Raw genomic sequence first — 18638 nt, 5'->3', positions numbered from 1 at the left:
GTCGAAACAAAGGTGGAGGCTACTGTTCAGAAACTTAACGCTAGTAAGGGGTCGTAGTACAGGTGAATTCCCCTGTCGTAATAGTCGTTCGAAGCCATATCGACCTGATATAAACTTGCTCCAACTAGAAATTCACACAGAAATATTTTATACTACTTGAAGGGAGGTGAGATAAGATGGCAGATGTATTAGATCGTGTAAAAGCTATTATTGTAGATCGTCTTGATGTTGATGAATCCAAAATTACGATGGAAGCTTCTTTTAAGGATGATCTGGAAGCAGATTCATTGGATGTAGTTGAGCTTGTGATGGAATTAGAAGATGAATTTGACATGGAAATCGCAGACGAAGATGCTGAAAATATAAATACAGTAGGTGATGCTGTAAATTACATAAACAGCAAAGCTTAGTTTCAATGTAAGTAGTTAAATGAATAGTGTTTGTTCAAAAGGGAAAAAGACTTTCTGGACATCCTCATACAGAAAGTCTCGCAGATGCGAGGCTTTCGTTATATTTTAATGGAGGCGACAGCCATGGATGTGGGTCAATTAGCAAAGCAATTGAATATCAACTTCAAGGATCAAAGCATAATACAACAGGCTTTTACACATTCATCGTATGTGAATGAGCATCGGAATACCGTAGTTACGGATAACGAACGTCTTGAATTTCTTGGTGATGCAGTCTTGGAACTAGGGGTATCCCAGTATCTTTTCCGTGAAAATAAGGAAATGCCTGAAGGTGAGATGACTAAATTACGAGCTTCGATTGTTTGTGAACCGTCCTTGATGAATTTTGCGACAGAGCTAAATTTTGGAGAATACTTGCTGCTTGGTAAAGGTGAAGAGCAAACGGGCGGTAGACAGAGACCAGCAATCTTAGCAGATGTATTTGAAGCTTTCCTGGGTGCTCTTTATTTGGACCAGGGGTTTAATGAGGCGCTAAATTTCTTAGAGGTGCATGTTTTTCCGAAAATCAGTACTGGTGCTTTTTCGCATGCGATGGATTATAAAAGTCAATTGCAAGAGTTGATCCAACAAAGTAAGAATCAATCCATTGAATACAAAATTGTAGAAGAAAAAGGTCCTTCCCATAATAGAGAATTTGTTTCACAAGCAATTATAAAGGGAAACGTAGCTGGTGAAGGCACTGGTAAAACAAAAAAGGAAGCAGAACAGCGTGCAGCAAAATATGCGCTCGATCATTTTTAAACTGTAATGCATTGAAAAGGCTGTACCTATGTGGTACAGCCTTTACTTTTAATATAACCTATTTCCTTATAGAAGCTAATTCCTCAATAAAAGCTTGCTTTTCAGATGCACTTAGTTGACCTTTTTGGACTACCATGTCATACATAAACTTCAAATCTTCATATTTACTTAAATCATAATCATCCGGATCCATAATGGCACGATTAACGACATTTAACCGTTCGGCTAATCCTTCCAGCAATATTTTCATATTTTCTTCATTTGCATTTTCTAATTCCATGTAAATTCCCCCTCTGTTTTTCAAGTCACTTTGCAGTATATAGTGTTTGTATGGTCTGCACTTCTTTTGTTACTTACTTTATGATAAAATAAATAAGTTAAAAAGCCAACTGTTTTTAGTAAATACAGAAGAATAAAACCTTCCTATCTATAAAAGTTAACGAAGGAATTTGCTGAAAAGCAGAAGAGTAATCACATCTAAGAATATTAACGTTATGGGAAACTGGAATAGGTTCCATTTAAAATAGGAGAATGTATATGTATTTAAAACGATTGGAAAGTGTAGGCTTCAAATCATTTGCGGAGCGGATAAATGTAGAATTTGTACCTGGAGTGACAGCGGTCGTTGGTCCTAATGGAAGTGGGAAAAGTAATATAACCGATGCAATACGCTGGGTACTTGGTGAACAATCGGCTAAATCATTGCGTGGCTCTAAAATGGAAGATATCATATTCCAAGGTAGTGACTCAAGGAAAGCATTGAACGTTGCAGAAGTTACGCTCATTCTGGACAATGAAGATAAGCGTGTACCACTTGATTATGATGAAGTAAGCGTGACTCGTCGTGTATACCGTTCAGGTGATAGTGAATTTTATATCAATAAACAGTCCTGCCGATTAAAAGATATTATCGACCTTTTTATGGATTCCGGATTAGGACGAGAAGCTTTCTCCATTATAAGTCAAGGAAAAGTGGAAGAAATTCTCAGTTCTAAAGCGGAAGAGCGTAGAACAATCTTTGAAGAAGCTGCAGGTGTTTTAAAGTATAAACAAAGAAAAAAGAAATCCGAATATAAATTAGCAGAAACACAGGAAAATTTAAATAGGGTTGAAGATATTATCCATGAAATCGAACAACAGATTACCCCATTAGAAGAGCAGGCCAGAATAGCAAAGAAATATACGGAATTAAAAGCTACATTAAAACAAAAGGAAATCTCTTTTCTGGTCACAGAAATTGAACAGATACACTATAAGTGGCAGTTAATTTTAAAGGAACTTGAAAATGATAAAGTAATGGAAGCGAATCGAAATGCAGTCATTCGCCGGAAAGAAGCTGAAATAGAAAAAAGCAAGTTGGAAACACAGCAACTTGATAGTGAAATAGAAGCATTGCAGGCGACTCTACTAACAGCAACCGAACAGCTTGAAAAGTATGAAGGAAAAAAACAATTACTCGATGAACGTTCCAAGCATTTTGGTGAAACCAAGGAAAAACTGGAAAAACAAAAAAAGGAAACCGATGAACAAATTAGTGGCTTGCAGGATTTGTTAAAAAAGGAAAAAACAGTACTTGTAGAATTACAGGAAAACAGAAAGAAAACGAAAGAGTTTGCAAGTCAACTGGAAACACAACTAAAGATGAGTAAAGAGAGTATATCGGAACAATTGGAAGAACTAAAATCCGATTATATTGAATTACTAAATAACCAGGCGGCAAAGCGGAATGAAAAACAATCCATTGCACAACAATTACAACAAATAAATGGAAAGAAAGATAAGCAAGCTGAAAAATTTCAAGATATTGTTACATTACGAGAGCAGCTATTGGAAAAGCAAAAACGAATGAATTCTGATTATCTTGATAAAGAAACACAGTTTCAGGAAAAAGATGATTTTATTAAAAACCTAAAAAGCAAATTGCAGTCTGAGCGCAATCAGTTCCAGGATTCACAGACAAAGCTTTATCAAGGATATCAGTATATCGAGAAAATGAAATCAAAAAAGGAAATGCTGGAAGAAATGAAAGAAGATTTCCAAGGGTTTTTCCACGGTGTAAAAGCGATTCTAAAAGCTCGTGAAGAAAATAAGCTTGAACATATTCATGGGGCAGTGATTGAGTTAATCGAAGTGCCTAAAGATTATATTACGGCAATAGAGACCGTTCTCGGTGGACAAGCACAGCATATTGTTGTTCATGACGATAAAGCAGCAAGAAATGCTATTTCCTGGCTGAAGAAAACAAATAATGGCAGGGCTACATTTTTGCCACTCGGATCCATCCAAGAGCGATTCATCCAGGCAGATTTCCTTCGTAAATTGAAAAACCATCCTGGGTATATAGGGATTGCATCAAGTCTTGTGAAAACAAGCAACCTATATCAAAAAGCCATCAATCATTTAATGGGTCATGTGATTATTGCCCGTTCGTTAAAAGATGCAACTGATATTGCCACGCTTGTTAATCGGAGGTTCCGTGTAGTCACAGTAGAAGGCGATGTTGTTAATCCAGGTGGTTCGATGTCCGGCGGTGCTCAGAAGAAAACCAATCAGTCATTATTCACCAGAGAAAAGGATTTACAGGAAATGACAGAACGATTAATTGCATATCAGCAAAAAGCATTCCAATTTGAAACCATGGTAAAACAGAAAAAAAATAATGTTCATAGTTTGGAAAGCGAACTGTCATCTGCGGAAAATCAAATAACCATAATGCAAACTGAACTGCAGGAGATCCATACAGAATTAAAGCAAGTGGAGATGGAACTATCTTCAATTAATGATAATCTTTCCATCTATGATATGGATAAACAACAATATATTCAAGATAGTACTGAACTACTTACACGTGAATCAAACCTGAAAAAAGAATTGTTAGAGACCAAACAGCAATTGGAATCTATTCAGAAGAAAATAGACTTACTGACCAAACAAGATACAAAGTTTAAGGAAAATAAAGAAGCGATGCAAAGTGAATTGCATCAATTTCAGATTACGCTGGCGGAGCAGGATGAAAGAGTTAAAAATCAACGTGAAAAAACCAATTCTGTACAACAGCAATTAAGCAGTCTGCTAGGGAAACAATCAAAACTTGAAAAAGAACTAAATAATTTTCTTGAGTTGGAGACTTCAGGAGAAACAGAAGCTGATATGGATCAAATGATTCAGTCTGCAAAAAAAGAGAAGGTAGCATCCACTTCAGAAATCAAGGAAATGCGCAGTAACAGATTAGCACAAACAAAGCTTGTCGAGGATATGGAACGAGAGCTGAAAGAAGAGAATAAAAATCATCAGCAATTTTTACAGACCATTCAACAAAAAGAAGTGAATGTGAACCGAATGGATGTAGATCTTGAAAATCGTTTAAATCATTTGCAAACAGAGTATACAATCACCTATGAGAAGGCCAGACAGCAGTATGGAAAAGTGGACAATATGGAGGAGTCCAAGTTAAATGTGGAGCAATTGAAGCATGAAATTGAACTTCTTGGAGCAGTCAATCTAGGTGCCATTGATGAATATGAACGGATTTCAGAGCGCTACACCTTCTTAACTGAACAAAGAAATGATCTTGTGGAAGCGAAAGAGATACTTTATCGTGTCATTGCTGAAATGGATGAAGAAATGAAAAAACGCTTTGATGTGACTTTTACCAAGATTAAAGCTGAATTTGCAACTGTATTTACACAATTATTTGGCGGTGGACATGCAGAATTGAATTTAACGGATCCCAAAAATTTACTGGATACTGGAATAGACATTATTGCCCAGCCACCGGGCAAGAAACTACAACATCTTGGTCTGCTTTCAGGTGGGGAACGTGCCCTGACAGCTATTGCATTACTTTTTGCTATACTTAGAGTTCGCCCTGTTCCATTTTGTATATTAGATGAAGTAGAAGCGGCACTGGACGAGGCAAATGTTGCTAGGTTTGCAAAATATGTTAAATTATACAGTGATAAAACGCAATTTATTGTGATTACACATCGGAAGGGTACAATGGAAGAAGCAGATGCACTTTATGGGGTAACCATGCAGGAATCCGGCGTATCCAGACTTGTTTCCGTAAGACTTGAGGAAACAAAAGAATTAATAGAATCGTAGGAGGTTAGCGGAAAAATGGGATTCATGGATAAATTAAAAAATAAATTTAAACAAAATGAGGAAACGGAAGAGGTTTCTAAAAAATATCAAGAAGGCATGAAGAAAACACGTCATTCATTTTCAGGTAAGCTCAATGATCTGATTGCCCGATACCGTAAAGTAGACGAGGATTTTTTTGAAGAGTTGGAAGAGGTACTTATTACCGCTGACGTAGGTGTAACAACGGTTATGGAACTGGTCGAAGAACTCAGAATGGAAGTGAAGCGGCAAAAAATTAAAGATACGAACGGTATCAAAGATGTGATTTCTGAAAAATTAGTGGAAATTTATTATGGCGATGACAACCAAGAGATTGAGAAATTACAACTACAAGAGAACGGGCTTTCCGTTATACTTGTTGTCGGTGTCAATGGTGTCGGAAAAACAACTAGTATTGGAAAACTCGCACATCAGTTGAAGCAACAAGGGAAAAATGTCATTTTGGCTGCAGGGGATACCTTCCGTGCAGGGGCAATCGAACAGCTTGAAGTATGGGGAGAAAGAGCCGATGTTGCTGTTATTAAACAAAACGCAGGAAGTGATCCTGCAGCTGTAATCTTTGATGGAATTAAGGCAGCAAAATCACGGAATGCAGACGTGCTAATTTGTGATACAGCAGGAAGACTTCAAAATAAAGTAAACTTGATGAATGAACTCTCAAAGGTAAAACGAGTTATTGAAAGGGAAATACCTGATGCACCACATGAAGTATTACTTGTCCTTGACGCGACTACGGGGCAAAATGCACTCAATCAGGCGAAAACGTTCTCGGAAGCAACGAATGTTTCAGGAATCGTATTGACAAAGCTTGATGGTACTGCAAAAGGTGGAATTGTGCTTGCAATACGTAATGAGTTAAATATTCCTGTGAAATATGTTGGGCTTGGGGAACAAGTTGGAGATTTGCAGGAATTTGATGCAAATGCATTTGTTTATGGCCTCTTTGCAGATATGGCAGTAGAGGAATAACTTTTATAATTCCTTGACAAGAATTCGGTACTTTCGCTATGATATGTAAAGGTAATTCACTTAACAAGGGGTGTGTAAATTGCTGGAAAAGACAACACGTGTCAATTTTTTATTCGACTTTTATCAAGCACTGCTAACACCCAAACAACGTAACTATATGGAAATGTACTATTTGGAAGACTACTCACTGGGCGAGATCTCTGAGTTGTTTCATGTGTCACGGCAAGCTGTGTATGATAATATCAAACGAACAGAAGCAATGCTTGAAACTTATGAGGAGAAGTTACATTTATACAGTAAATTCTACCAGCGTATATTGCTCATTGAACAGTTGGAGAAATCGATAACAGATGAATCTATATTAGAAATGATTAACAAACTAAAAGAATTAGATTAGGGGGACATCTTCTATGGCATTTGAAGGATTGGCTGACCGCCTGCAAAGTACGATAAAGAAGATTACCGGTAAAGGGAAAGTTTCTGAGCAAGATGTAAAGGAAATGACCCGTGAAGTCCGTCTTGCTTTATTAGAAGCTGATGTTAACTTTAAAGTGGTTAAAGATTTGATTGCCCGCATTAAAGAGCGGGCAATTGGTCAGGAAGTAATGGATAGTCTAACACCTGGCCAACAAGTTATTAAAGTTGTAAAAGATGAACTAACAACATTAATGGGTGGCGAGCAGAGTAAAATTGCAGTTGCCGACCGCTCACCGACAGTCATTATGATGGTAGGTCTGCAAGGGGCCGGTAAAACAACAACGTCTGGAAAACTTGCCAGTCTACTGCGGAAACAGCATAATCGCACTCCATTATTGGTAGCATGTGATATTTATCGTCCTGCAGCAATCAAGCAATTGGAAACTTTGGGTGAACAATTGGATATGCCTGTTTTCTCTATGGGAACAGAAGCAAATCCAGTTGATATTGCAACAAAAGCAATTGAGAAGGCAAAAGAGGAACATCATGATTATGTCATTATCGATACGGCTGGTCGCTTGCATGTAGATACGAATCTGATGGAAGAATTACAGCAGATTAAAACGACCGTCAAACCGGATGAAATTTTCCTTGTTGTCGATGCGATGACAGGTCAGGATGCTGTAAATGTTGCGGAAAGTTTCAATGAACAGCTTGATATTACTGGAGTTGTACTTACGAAACTTGATGGGGATACTCGTGGTGGTGCTGCATTATCCATTAAGGCTGTTACAGATAAGCCGATTAAATTTGCTGGTATGGGGGAAAAACTCGATCAGCTGGAAGCATTCCATCCAGATCGCATGGCATCACGGATTCTTGGGATGGGCGATGTCCTATCATTAATTGAAAAAGCACAAACAAATGTTGATGAAAAGCAAGTCAAAGAGCTGGAAGAAAAAATGCGTACCATGTCCTTTACATTTGATGACTTTCTCGAACAGATGGGCCAGGTTAAACAAATGGGGCCATTGGATGATCTGATGGCGATGATTCCAGGTGCCAACAAGATGAAAGGTCTAAAAAATGCACAACTCGATGATAAGCAATTATCCCATGTCGAGGCAATTATCCAGTCCATGACCAAAAAAGAAAGACAGGATCCGAGCATTATCAATGGCAGCCGCAGAAAGCGGATTGCAAAAGGTTCTGGAACATCGGTTTCCCAGATTAATCGTCTGATCAAGCAATTTAGTGAAATGAAGAAAATGATGAAACAAATGACGAACATGCAAAAAGGAAAAAAAGGCAAGGGTGGCTTTAAATTACCATTTTAGTACAGATTTATCAGTGAAAATACAGGTTCTAGCAACGTTACTAGTAATCAAATGAAGAAGATTATCACAAAGAAATTCACAAGTTATTTTCTTTGTAATGTAAAAACACTTTACAGACCTAAATTTTTCTGTTAGAATCTAAAATTGTGATAAACATTTTATTGGAGGTGCAAATAATGGCAGTTAAAATCCGTTTGAAACGTATGGGATCTAAAAGAAACCCATTTTATCGTATCGTTGTAGCTGATTCACGTTCTCCTCGTGATGGACGTTCTATTGAACAAATTGGAACATACAATCCAGTAGTTAATCCAGTTGAAGTTAAAATAGATGAAGAAAAAGCACTTGATTGGATGACAAAAGGTGCGAAACCAAGTGATACAGTACGTAATCTTTTCTCAAATGAAGGCATCATGAAAAAATTCCACGATAATAAAAATTCTAAATAAGTAGTGTGATATCATGAAAGCCCTAATAGAATCGATTGTTGCCTCATTAGTTGATTACCCGGACGATATCGTTGTTACGGAAACAGAAGAAGATATAAAGATCGTTTATCATCTTACTGTTAACCAAGATGATGTCGGAAAAGTAATTGGAAAAAATGGACGTATTGCAAAAGCAATTCGTACGGTTGTCTATGCAGCTAAGTCAGATGGTAATAAACGCATTTATTTGGATATTATGTAAAGGGAAAGTGGACCCCGCAAATGGGTTCTTCTTTCCCTTTTCCATATTAGAAACTGTAAAAACTTATACTAACTACGATAGATAAACAGGTATAATGAAAAGATTTTTTACGGGAGCGAGGAGATCCAGTGAATATCATTAAAAAGGTTATTATCAAGCAAGTTGTTACCCAGAAGAGTAAAGAAAAAATATACAGCAATTTCGAAAATCACAAATTGCGACTTGAACAAGAGTGTCAACAACTCCTATTTGAAAAAAGGAAACTACAAAATAAATCAGGAGTTTCTAAGCAGGATATCGAGCAGCGTTTTCAGCAGGAGATTAATAATCGTAAAGAGAAGATCAAACTTATTGATTTTAAAATAGACCAATTGGCAACACTGGAAATTGGAAGTGAAATTATTGAGTCTGAAGTTGATGCTCTTGTTGAAGTGGAAGTTGGTTCAAACTGGAAAGAAATAATGGAGAACCAGACAATCGTCCTTCAAGATGATATCGTTATAAGAATTGAGAAATAGAAGGTGATATGATGGATATTAAAATGTTTAGTATTGGTAAAATAGTGAATACACATGGCATCAAGGGAGAAGTCAAGATACTTAGGATTAGTGACTTTGAAGAACGGTTTACACCGGGAGAATCCGTATATGTCATTAAGGATGACAAGCCAATAAAGTTATTAATTGCTGCACACCGGATACATAAGGGTTTTGACCTTGTTCAATTCAAGGGATATGGAAATATAAACCTTGTGGAGCCATTTAAGGGCTGCGTGCTAAAAATCAGAGAAGAACAATTAACGGATTTAAATAAAGATGAATATTATTACCATGAGATTATTGGTTGTGAAGTCTACACAACTAATGATAAGAGATTAGGACAAATCAAGGAAATCCTCTCACCTGGGGCAAATGATGTGTGGGTCATTAAGCAAGAACAGGGGAAAGACATATTAATTCCTTATATTGATGATATAGTAAAAGAAGTAGATATTAATGCCGGAAAGGTAGTTATAGAACCAATGGAAGGACTGCTGGATTAATGCAAATTGATATATTAACTCTTTTTCCAGAAATGTTTTCGGGTGTGTTCAATTCTTCTATATTGAAAAGGGCTAGTGAAAGAGAGAAATTTAGTTATAATCTCGTAAATTTCAGAAATTACACAGAGAATAAACATATGAAGGTCGATGATTATCCATATGGCGGCGGAGCCGGAATGGTATTGTCCCCACAACCTATTTTTGATGCGGTTTCTGATGTGAAGAAAAAAAATAAGACAACCTCTCGTGTCATACTGATGTGTCCACAGGGAGAAACCTTTACTCAACAGAAAGCAGAAGAATTAGCAAATGAAGAACATCTTATTTTCATTTGTGGCCATTATGAGGGCTATGATGAGAGGATCAGGGAGCATCTTGTGACAGATGAATTGTCGATTGGTGACTATGTACTCACCGGGGGAGAACTGGGGGCCATGGTTGTTGTGGACAGTGTTGTTCGTTTGCTTCCTGATGTATTAGGTAATAAAGAATCTGCACCAGAAGACTCCTTCTCTACAGGACTACTTGAACATCCACATTATACGAGACCAGCAGATTTTCGCGGAATTAAGGTTCCTGATATTTTGTTGTCTGGGGACCATGCTAAAATTAAGAATTGGCGCAAAGAAGAATCATTAAAACGGACCTATTCGCGTCGGCGGGATCTTTTGGAAAACTACACTTTGAGTAAAGAAGATCAGGCAGTATTGAATAACATTAAAAAAAGTGAAAATGATTGAAAAAATGTTGAACTATTAATTTCAATGTGATATATTAGGTATTGTGCTTAAGTACGTTAAGTACATATAAACGATGTTCCGCTGTTCTATTATGATTCATGAACATTGGTTTGGAAGGAGTGAAGTAGAATGCAACAACTAATTGCAGACATCACAAAAGATCAACTTCGTACAGATCGTCCCGATTTTCGTGCTGGTGATACGGTTAAGGTTCACGCTAAAGTTGTAGAGGGAACTCGCGAACGTATTCAGATATTCGAAGGTGTTGTTATTAAACGCCAAAATGGTGGAATCAATGAAACATTTACAGTAAGAAAAATTTCTTACGGTGTAGGTGTTGAACGTACTTTCCCAGTACATTCACCAAGAGTTGACAGAATCGAAGTGACTCGTCGTGGAATTGTACGTCGTGCGAAATTATATTATCTTCGTAATCTACGCGGAAAAGCAGCTCGTATTAAAGAACGTCGCTAATCAGAGCGAGCTGAATAAAAACGTTATTGGAAAGGAGCTTGGCAAAAATTGCACAAGCTCCTTTTTGTTTTTTTTTGACACTGAACGATTTTAAGATGGTATGAATGTACAAAGCTGGCTTACAATAAAGATAGATATAGATGGCTCGGAGGGGAATATGTGGCGAAGAAGAAAAGAAATGAATGGTTTGATTGGATAAAAGCATTATTGCTTGCGTTTGGGTTGGCATTTATAGTCCGTATGTTCCTTTTTGCGCCAATTGTGGTTGATGGACCGTCCATGCTGCCGACCCTTCATGATAGGGATCAAATGATTGTAAATAAATTTTCATATCATTTTCAGGAACCAGATAGGTTTGATATCGTCGTTTTCCACGCTTCCGTCCAGAAAGACTTTATTAAACGTGTTATCGGTCTACCGGGAGAACATGTAGCTGTAGAAGATAACGTGTTATATATAAATGGTGAAGAAGTTGATGAACCTTTCCTGAATGAGCAAAAAGAAAATATGGAACCATATCAGACGCTAACAAATGATTTTACACTTGAAGAGCTACCTGGAGGTCACGAGGTGATTCCAGAAGGGCATGTATTTGTCTTGGGTGATAACAGAGGGAATTCAACGGACAGCAGGATGCTCGGTGTCATTCCAATGGAACAATTGGTCGGCAAAACAAGCCTGATTTATTGGCCCTTCAGTCGAATGCAATTCTTAGGAAATGAGGAATAAACAATTATGTCAATACAATGGTTTCCCGGACATATGGCAAAGGCAAGACGGCAAGTGGAAGAAAAACTAAAACTTGTTGACTTCGTTATGGAACTAGTGGATGCAAGAGCACCTTTCTCTTCGCAAAACCCAATGCTGCAACAAGTGATGCAAAGCAAAACGAAAATGATCGTTTTGATGAAGAAAGACTTAGCTGATCAACGTGAAACAGAGAGATGGATTAGCCATTTTAAAGAGATGGGGATTCCAGCAATTGCGGTAGATGTTAATAATAAAGCAGATGTTAATCGAGTTATCCAAATGGCAAAAGAGCTCGGACAGGTAAAGATGGAGAAGCTCATGAAGAAGGGGATCCAACCAAGACCGGCAAGAGCGATGATCGTTGGTATACCAAATGTTGGGAAATCAACACTAATTAACCGGCTCGCAATGCGAAAGGCCGCTAAAACAGGTGATCGTCCTGGTATTACAAAGCAACAGCTTTGGATTAAAGTCAAAAAGGATTTTGAACTTCTCGATACACCAGGTATTTTATGGCCCAAATTTGAAGATGAAGTTGTCGGTTACAGGCTTGCCGCAATTGGAACGATTAAAGATCAGCTTCTTTCCTTACAGGACATAACTGCATTTGTTATTAACTATATGCGAGAGCATTATCCAGACCAGCTGGAAGAGAGATACAATATCAATCGGAACATGGATGATATGCTGGAAATATTTAATGCAATCGGAAAACAAAGAGGTGCACTGGAAAGCGGTGGACAGATAAATTTTGAAAAAGTTTCCGATATTTTTATAAGGGATTTACGTACAGGGAGATTAGGAAATATTACGTTAGAAACACCAATAAATAAATAAGACATGCATCTCTTAGGATGTGTGTTTTTATTTTAAAGGCTTTTTGATTCATGTTTGTGACTGGGGTTTACTCGTCCCACCGAAAAGAATTGTTCCGTTATAACTCTCGTAGTTAGTATGAAATACGTCATAGATAAGTAACTTCGGCGACCGCTCTGGGAAATACACTCACGCAGAAGTCTACGTGTATTTCCCAGAGCTAGTTAGCATATTGCTTGTCAATTACTGAGTTTGCAATGGCTAAAACAGCATCATATAGCATCACCAGTCCGGTATTGTTCTGGGCGGTGACTCTTGCGGAAACAGCACGTGTCCGAAGACCAGAAGAGTGATTTTCTCTTCGGGGCTGAGGCCGTGCTAAGGATGCGCATCCGCATCCGCCCAGAACGATACCGGACGACCGCGACAGCACAGGTCTTTGGAATTAAACTTAAAGTAACGTTTTAATTTAAAGATTTCGCAGTAAACACAACAAATATTATCGCTGGGACGATCAGTGCGCAGTTCGGATTTTTTGAACAACATTTAATATACCCAACTACGAACCGATATAAGATAGAGAGTAAGGTGGAATAATGGAAAAACAATCGATTGCTGTTATAAAAAAGTTAATGAAAAACGGCGAATTAAGTGAAGCGGATATTACCGAACTTAAAATGGATGAACGCAAGGGTGTTCAGTCACTATTGAATAGCTATGAAAAACAGAAAATGAAAGACAAGCAGCTAGAGGCTAATTTTTATGCAATGACAAGCTATGAAAGAATGGCCTATTCCAATGGATCCAAACTCATAGCAGGAATCGATGAGGCTGGTAGAGGACCACTCGCTGGTCCGGTTGTTGCTGCGGCTGTTATTCTTCCGGAAGATTTCAAATTAATGGGATTGAATGATTCCAAACAATTGAATGAACAGACAAGAGATACATTTTTTACAATCATTAAAGAACAAGCAGTATGTTATGGCATTTCAATTATCGACAATCATCAGATAGATAAAATTAATATATTTGAAGCAACCAAACTTGCGATGCGGGAAGCGTTTGATCAATTAACACATACTCCTGATCATTTATTGGTGGATGCTGTTAAGCTGGAACAATTGCCATGCACATCTGAATCACTAGTAAAAGGTGATACGAAGAGTATTTCAATTGCAGCGGCAAGTATTTTGGCGAAAGTAACCCGGGATAACTTAATGAAGGAAATACATAATGAATATCCGATATATGAATTCGCAAAGAATATGGGATATGGTACAAAGCATCATATGGAAAAACTGCAAGAGGCTGGGGCTTCCCCTTATCATAGAAAGACCTTTGCTCCTGTTAATAAATTAGGTTAATTTTTTTCATACAAAAAAGTATAGTACTTTCGAATTATATAAGTACAACCAAGGCATCACCCAAATGCACAAGTTTTCTAAAAAAGGGGATGTAACCGTTGAGTATTCACAAAATTATTGGTGAAAAAATGTCAAAGATTCATCAGGAACAGCAGAAACTAAGACCCGGTCAAATTATTCAAGGTAAGATCCTTAAAATCTATCCGGACAATAAAGCACAAATTCAGCTTGGTAGTAAAAATTTGATTGCTCAGTTGGAAGCATCCCTATCCATTGAAGGAAGATATCACTTCCAAGTACAGTCTTCAGAAGAAACCATTCATCTGAAAGTTCTCGGCGAAGAGTTGCAATCACAATCAAAAAGTGTTGCCTGGAACCTGATAGAGCAGCTTGGTTTGAAAACAACAAAAAGTAATATAGCACTCGTAAATAAAATTATTAGTCAAGGTATCTCGTTTGATCGGACACAGTTGAAAAATGCTTTGCAATTATTGGACACAATCAAACATAAAGGACCCGCCCAGCAAGAATTAGTAGAGATGATTAAGCGTAATTTACCAATCACGGAAAACGTATTTAATGCGTTGAATTCTAAAAATAGTACGGACCTGACAACACAAATGCGGGAACTTCTCAAACAACTAAAGCCAAGTACAGATCTCACTTTCAAAATGGAGCAAATTATTAATCCCCCAGTGAGTGAAAAAGTATCATTAACTAGGCAAATAAACGCAGACAATACTAGTAATAGACAGCAGATATTCCAAGTTTTAAAGTCTGTCGGGCTGTTGGATAAAGCGGTGGACTTTGCAACATGGAAATCAGCTTGGGGGCAGCCAAAAGCGATATTAGAGAAGAATGGTACATCAACGCATTCTTTAGATATGAAAATACCTTTCCATCTAAATACAAATGTTATCGTGAAGGCAATGGAACAAGTAGTTTTAAATAAACAAGCACTTGTTACACATTCCGAGGAAATACTGAATCTATTTGAAAATAAATTAAGGCAAAAAGTCGTAGCTGACACTGTATTAACACAGAAGGAATTTACTGATCTAAAAGAACAATTGTTCCAAAAAATTACCCCCCATCTTTCTGCTGCATCCGAACAATCGATAAGGGTACTGTCAAATAATTCGTTGCACTTAGAACATGTTTTAAGCGTACTAAAGACATTCAGTGATCAGCGAACATATACACAGTTAACTACTGCTTTGTCATCTATAAAACTAGACAATCTATTTACGAATGCTTCACCAAAAGAGCAGTTTTTGCAGCAGATTAATCAAGTATTGCAGTACACTGGTTTATCTTATGAAAATAACATAGCAACAAATTTAAAAGAAGATAATAAAAGTATTAAATCTATGTTGCTACAGTTGCTACAGCACAGTGATGGAACCATACAGGAGAAAGCAGGGCAGTTGCTGCATTTTATTAATGGAATGCAGTTAAATTCAGTAAATGAATCGGCAAATTTCATTCAAGCATCCATGCAAATACCTGCTGAAAAACTGGGATTAACGAAAGATATGGAACTTGAATTTGAGAGCAGGAAAACTGCGGACGGGAAAATTGATCCCGATTACTGTCGAATATTGTTTTATTTAAATCTGGAGCATTTGAAGCAAACCGTGATTGATATGAATATTCAAAAGCGTTCTGTTTCCGTTACGATATATAATGATGAATATCCAAAATTAAAAGATTATACACAGTCCATTCAACCTGTACTATCACAGGGGTTAGATGCATTGAATTATCACCTTTCTTCTATTCATTTTAAAGCCTTACAGGAACAAAAAAAGACAGGTACGGATAGAATAAAGCCATATCAATCTTCGTATCAAGGAGTTGATTATCGCATATGACAGAAAAAAGGAGAAAAGCCACAGCACTCACGTATGATCAAAAAAAGAGTGTTGCACCAATGATTACTGCTACGGGGAAAGGTCTAGTTGCTGATGAAATCATTAAAAGAGCGAAGGCAAATGATGTTCCAATTTTGGAAGATGCCTCACTAGTAGAATTGCTTGCAGAGCTTAATATAAATGAAACCATTCCGGAAGAATTATATCAGGCTGTAGCGGAAGTATTTTCATTTGTCTATCATGCAGACAAGCAAATGCAACGGAAAGAATAGAATTCTAATACTTAATAGAAAAAACAAATTTCTCTATTTCTTGTGAAATTTGTTTTTCTTTTATACAATAGTATTGCAGTGAAATTGATAGGAGGATGGAAAATGAACATTCATGAGTATCAGGGGAAAGAAGTTTTACGCCAATTCGGTGTAAAGGTTCCGAATGGCTATGTAGCTTATACGGTTGATGAAGCTGTACAGGCAGCAGAAAAGCTTGGCACTGCTGTAACCGTTGTCAAGGCGCAGATACATGCCGGTGGCCGTGGTAAAGCTGGTGGAGTGAAAGTTGCTAAAAACTTAGAAGAAGTTCGTACATATGCGGATGAAATTCTTGGAAAAACACTTGTAACACATCAAACAGGTCCAGAAGGTAAAGAAGTTAAGCGTTTACTTGTTGAAGAGGGCTGTGACATTAAGAAAGAATATTACGTAGGTGTTGTCCTTGATCGCGTGACATCACGTGTTGTTTTCATGGCATCTGAAGAAGGTGGTACAGAGATTGAAGAAGTAGCAGAAGCTACTCCTGAAAAGATTTTCAAAGAAATTATCGATCCTGTAATTGGTCTATCACCTTACCAAGCTAGAAGATTAGCATTTAACATCAATATACCTGATGAACTAATCGGAAAAGCTGTGCAGTTTATGACAGCTTTATATAATGCATTTATTGAAAAAGATTGTTCGATTGCAGAAATTAACCCACTTGTAACTACAGGTGACGGGGAGGTTCTTGCACTCGATGCGAAATTAAACTTCGATGATAATGCACTATATCGTCAAAAAGATATCATGGAACTGCGTGATTTAGAAGAAGAAGATGAAAAAGAAATTGAGGCATCCGAATATGACCTAAGCTATGTTTCATTGGACGGAAACATTGGCTGTATGGTTAATGGTGCCGGGCTTGCGATGTCTACGATGGATATTATTAACCATTATGGCGGAGACCCCGCTAACTTCCTTGATGTTGGGGGCGGCGCAACTGCGGAAAAAGTAACAGAGGCATTTAAAATTATTTTGTCCGATTCAAATGTTAAAGGTATTTTCGTAAATATTTTCGGCGGCATCATGAAGTGTGATGTTATTGCTGAAGGTGTTATAGAGGCAACTAAACAAGTTGGATTGGAATTACCGCTTGTTGTTCGTTTGGAAGGAACAAATGTTGACAAGGGTAAACAAATTCTTGAAGAATCAGGATTAAACATCACTCCAGCAACATCAATGGCTGATGGTGCAGAGAAAATTGTTTCCATGGTCAGCTAATTTTTAGTGAAAGTTATGCTTTCTTATAAGTGGAGCAAAAGCCTTTATTTTTAATATAGAAAGGACGGTTGAAAATGGGTGTTTATGTTAATAAAGATACGAAAGTTATTGTCCAAGGAATAACAGGTGGGACAGCTAAATTCCATACGAAACAAATGCTTGAATATGGCACGAAAATCGTTGGTGGGGTAACACCTAAAAAGGCTGGTTCTGAGGTTGAAGGTGTACCAGTATTTAATACAGTTAAAGATGCAGTAGATACTACTGGTGCAACAGTGTCTGTTATTTATGTGCCAGCACCCTTTGCTGCAGATGCTATTATAGAGGCGACAGATGCTGAGTTGGATCTTGTTATTTGTATTACGGAGCATATTCCAGTATTGGATATGGTAAAAGTAAAACGCTATATGGAAGGTAAGAAAACGCGTTTAGTTGGACCGAACTGTCCAGGAGTAATTACTGCTGATGAAACTAAAATTGGTATTATGCCAGGATATATTCACAAAAAAGGACATATTGGTGTAGTATCCAGATCCGGAACATTGACATATGAAGCAGTACACCAATTAACACAAGCAGGCTATGGTCAAACTTCTGCAGTTGGAATTGGTGGAGACCCTGTCAATGGTACTAACTTTATTGATGTTTTATCTGCATTTAACGAAGACCCTGAAACAGAAGCAGTTGTTATGATTGGTGAAATTGGTGGAACAGCTGAAGAAGAGGCTGCTGAATGGGTTAAAGCCAACATGACTAAACCCGTTGTTGGCTTTATAGGCGGGGCAACTGCACCTCCTGGCAAACGCATGGGCCATGCCGGAGCAATCATTTCTGGTGGGAAAGGTACAGCTGCTGAAAAAATCCGCATCATGGAATCATGTGGAATAGCTGTAGCAGAAACCCCTGCAGTAATGGGAGAAACAATGATTAAAGTATTGAAAGAAAAAGGTTTGGACGAAAAGTGTAAGACGCACTAAATACAGGAAGCTAGACATATTAACAAAGAATTCACTGGGAACCTGGAGTTTTTCAAATTCTAGGTTCCGATTCTTTATGATGAAAGGACTGTTTTCGATTGAAATCGTTACGTAATAAATTAATACATTTGCATCGCTGTCGAGGTATAACCCGAAAGTTTATTCACAAACTCCTTCAATATGATCCCACGCTAAGCGAAATTTACCATTTGTCTCAAACAGAAATCTCCAGCAAATACTCCCTGCCAGGAAAAAATGCCGCATCTTTATTTTCCGATCTTCATAATCTAACTTTAAGA

The 18638-nt window shown here is 37.6% G+C and carries 20 protein-coding genes; 19 read left to right on the top strand and 1 reads right to left on the bottom strand.

Going from position 1 to position 18638, the window contains the following annotated elements; genetic code table 11:
* Positions 1-176: 176 nt before the first annotated feature.
* Together acpP and rnc are read left to right on the top strand one after the other, a co-directional pair.
* Positions 177-410 (top strand): acyl carrier protein, encoded by a 234-nt coding sequence (gene acpP, locus BV906_RS08000; protein ID WP_087972940.1) that lies wholly within the window; start codon positions 177-179, stop codon positions 408-410.
* A gap of 123 nt (positions 411-533) precedes the next feature.
* Complete coding sequence (rnc, locus tag BV906_RS07995; RefSeq protein WP_087972939.1) at positions 534-1211, top strand: ribonuclease III; 678 nt, start codon at positions 534-536, stop codon at positions 1209-1211.
* A 58-nt stretch (positions 1212-1269) separates the two neighbouring features.
* Here rnc and BV906_RS07990 read toward each other — a convergent pair whose 3' ends face one another.
* The gene (locus BV906_RS07990) at positions 1270-1491 is read right to left on the bottom strand and encodes a DUF1128 domain-containing protein (RefSeq protein WP_087972938.1); all 222 of its coding nucleotides are present in this window, start codon (positions 1489-1491) and stop codon (positions 1270-1272) included.
* A gap of 257 nt (positions 1492-1748) precedes the next feature.
* Here BV906_RS07990 and smc point away from each other — a divergent pair, with 257 nt between their 5' ends.
* From smc to sucD, 17 genes are all read left to right on the top strand, one after another.
* Positions 1749-5315, top strand: a complete 3567-nt coding sequence (gene smc, locus BV906_RS07985; RefSeq protein ID WP_087972937.1) for a chromosome segregation protein SMC — start codon at positions 1749-1751, stop codon at positions 5313-5315.
* 15 nt (positions 5316-5330) lie between these two features.
* Positions 5331-6323, top strand: coding sequence for a signal recognition particle-docking protein FtsY (ftsY, locus tag BV906_RS07980; protein WP_087972936.1), 993 nt, complete (start codon positions 5331-5333; stop codon positions 6321-6323).
* A gap of 79 nt (positions 6324-6402) precedes the next feature.
* Positions 6403-6720, top strand: a complete 318-nt coding sequence (locus BV906_RS07975) for a putative DNA-binding protein (protein WP_087972935.1) — start codon at positions 6403-6405, stop codon at positions 6718-6720.
* Between the two features lie 13 nt (positions 6721-6733).
* Entirely contained in the window at positions 6734-8077 is a 1344-nt protein-coding gene (gene ffh, locus BV906_RS07970; protein WP_087972934.1) for a signal recognition particle protein, read from the top strand.
* A gap of 176 nt (positions 8078-8253) precedes the next feature.
* Positions 8254-8526: a 30S ribosomal protein S16 gene (gene rpsP / locus BV906_RS07965; protein ID WP_087972933.1), complete on the top strand. Its 273-nt coding sequence runs from the start codon at positions 8254-8256 to the stop codon at positions 8524-8526.
* Between the two features lie 13 nt (positions 8527-8539).
* On the top strand, positions 8540-8767 hold the full coding sequence (locus BV906_RS07960; RefSeq protein WP_087972932.1) for a KH domain-containing protein: 228 nt from the start codon (positions 8540-8542) through the stop codon (positions 8765-8767).
* Positions 8768-8895: 128 nt separating this feature from the next.
* The gene (locus tag BV906_RS07955; protein ID WP_087972931.1) at positions 8896-9285 is read left to right on the top strand and encodes a YlqD family protein; all 390 of its coding nucleotides are present in this window, start codon (positions 8896-8898) and stop codon (positions 9283-9285) included.
* A gap of 11 nt (positions 9286-9296) precedes the next feature.
* Positions 9297-9809, top strand: coding sequence for a ribosome maturation factor RimM (rimM, locus tag BV906_RS07950; protein ID WP_087972930.1), 513 nt, complete (start codon positions 9297-9299; stop codon positions 9807-9809).
* On the top strand, positions 9809-10549 hold the full coding sequence (gene trmD / locus BV906_RS07945; protein ID WP_087972929.1) for a tRNA (guanosine(37)-N1)-methyltransferase TrmD: 741 nt from the start codon (positions 9809-9811) through the stop codon (positions 10547-10549). The genes rimM and trmD overlap by 1 nt, the downstream gene beginning before the upstream one ends.
* A gap of 129 nt (positions 10550-10678) precedes the next feature.
* Positions 10679-11023 carry a 50S ribosomal protein L19 gene (rplS, locus tag BV906_RS07940; RefSeq protein WP_087972928.1) on the top strand — a complete coding sequence of 115 codons (345 nt, stop codon included), beginning with the start codon at positions 10679-10681 and terminating at the stop codon, positions 11021-11023.
* 159 nt (positions 11024-11182) lie between these two features.
* Entirely contained in the window at positions 11183-11752 is a 570-nt protein-coding gene (gene lepB / locus BV906_RS07935) for a signal peptidase I (protein ID WP_087972927.1), read from the top strand.
* Between the two features lie 6 nt (positions 11753-11758).
* The gene (gene ylqF / locus BV906_RS07930; protein WP_087972926.1) at positions 11759-12610 is read left to right on the top strand and encodes a ribosome biogenesis GTPase YlqF; all 852 of its coding nucleotides are present in this window, start codon (positions 11759-11761) and stop codon (positions 12608-12610) included.
* 575 nt (positions 12611-13185) lie between these two features.
* Entirely contained in the window at positions 13186-13953 is a 768-nt protein-coding gene (locus BV906_RS07925; protein ID WP_087972925.1) for a ribonuclease HII, read from the top strand.
* A gap of 98 nt (positions 13954-14051) precedes the next feature.
* Positions 14052-15827 (top strand): hypothetical protein, encoded by a 1776-nt coding sequence (locus tag BV906_RS07920; protein ID WP_087972924.1) that lies wholly within the window; start codon positions 14052-14054, stop codon positions 15825-15827.
* A complete protein-coding gene (locus tag BV906_RS07915; protein ID WP_087972923.1) occupies positions 15824-16099 on the top strand; it encodes an EscU/YscU/HrcU family type III secretion system export apparatus switch protein in 276 nt (91 codons plus the stop codon). The genes BV906_RS07920 and BV906_RS07915 overlap by 4 nt, the downstream gene beginning before the upstream one ends.
* Positions 16100-16201: 102 nt before the next feature.
* On the top strand, positions 16202-17362 hold the full coding sequence (sucC, locus tag BV906_RS07910; RefSeq protein ID WP_087972922.1) for an ADP-forming succinate--CoA ligase subunit beta: 1161 nt from the start codon (positions 16202-16204) through the stop codon (positions 17360-17362).
* A 74-nt stretch (positions 17363-17436) separates the two neighbouring features.
* On the top strand, positions 17437-18339 hold the full coding sequence (gene sucD / locus BV906_RS07905; protein ID WP_087972921.1) for a succinate--CoA ligase subunit alpha: 903 nt from the start codon (positions 17437-17439) through the stop codon (positions 18337-18339).
* The last annotated feature ends 299 nt before the right edge of the window (positions 18340-18638 follow it).

The sequence above is a fragment of the Oceanobacillus rekensis genome (genome assembly GCF_002153375.1).
Taxonomy (GTDB): Bacteria; Bacillota; Bacilli; order Bacillales; family Amphibacillaceae; genus Oceanobacillus; species Oceanobacillus rekensis.
This window is presented reverse-complemented; position numbering and strand designations above follow the sequence as displayed.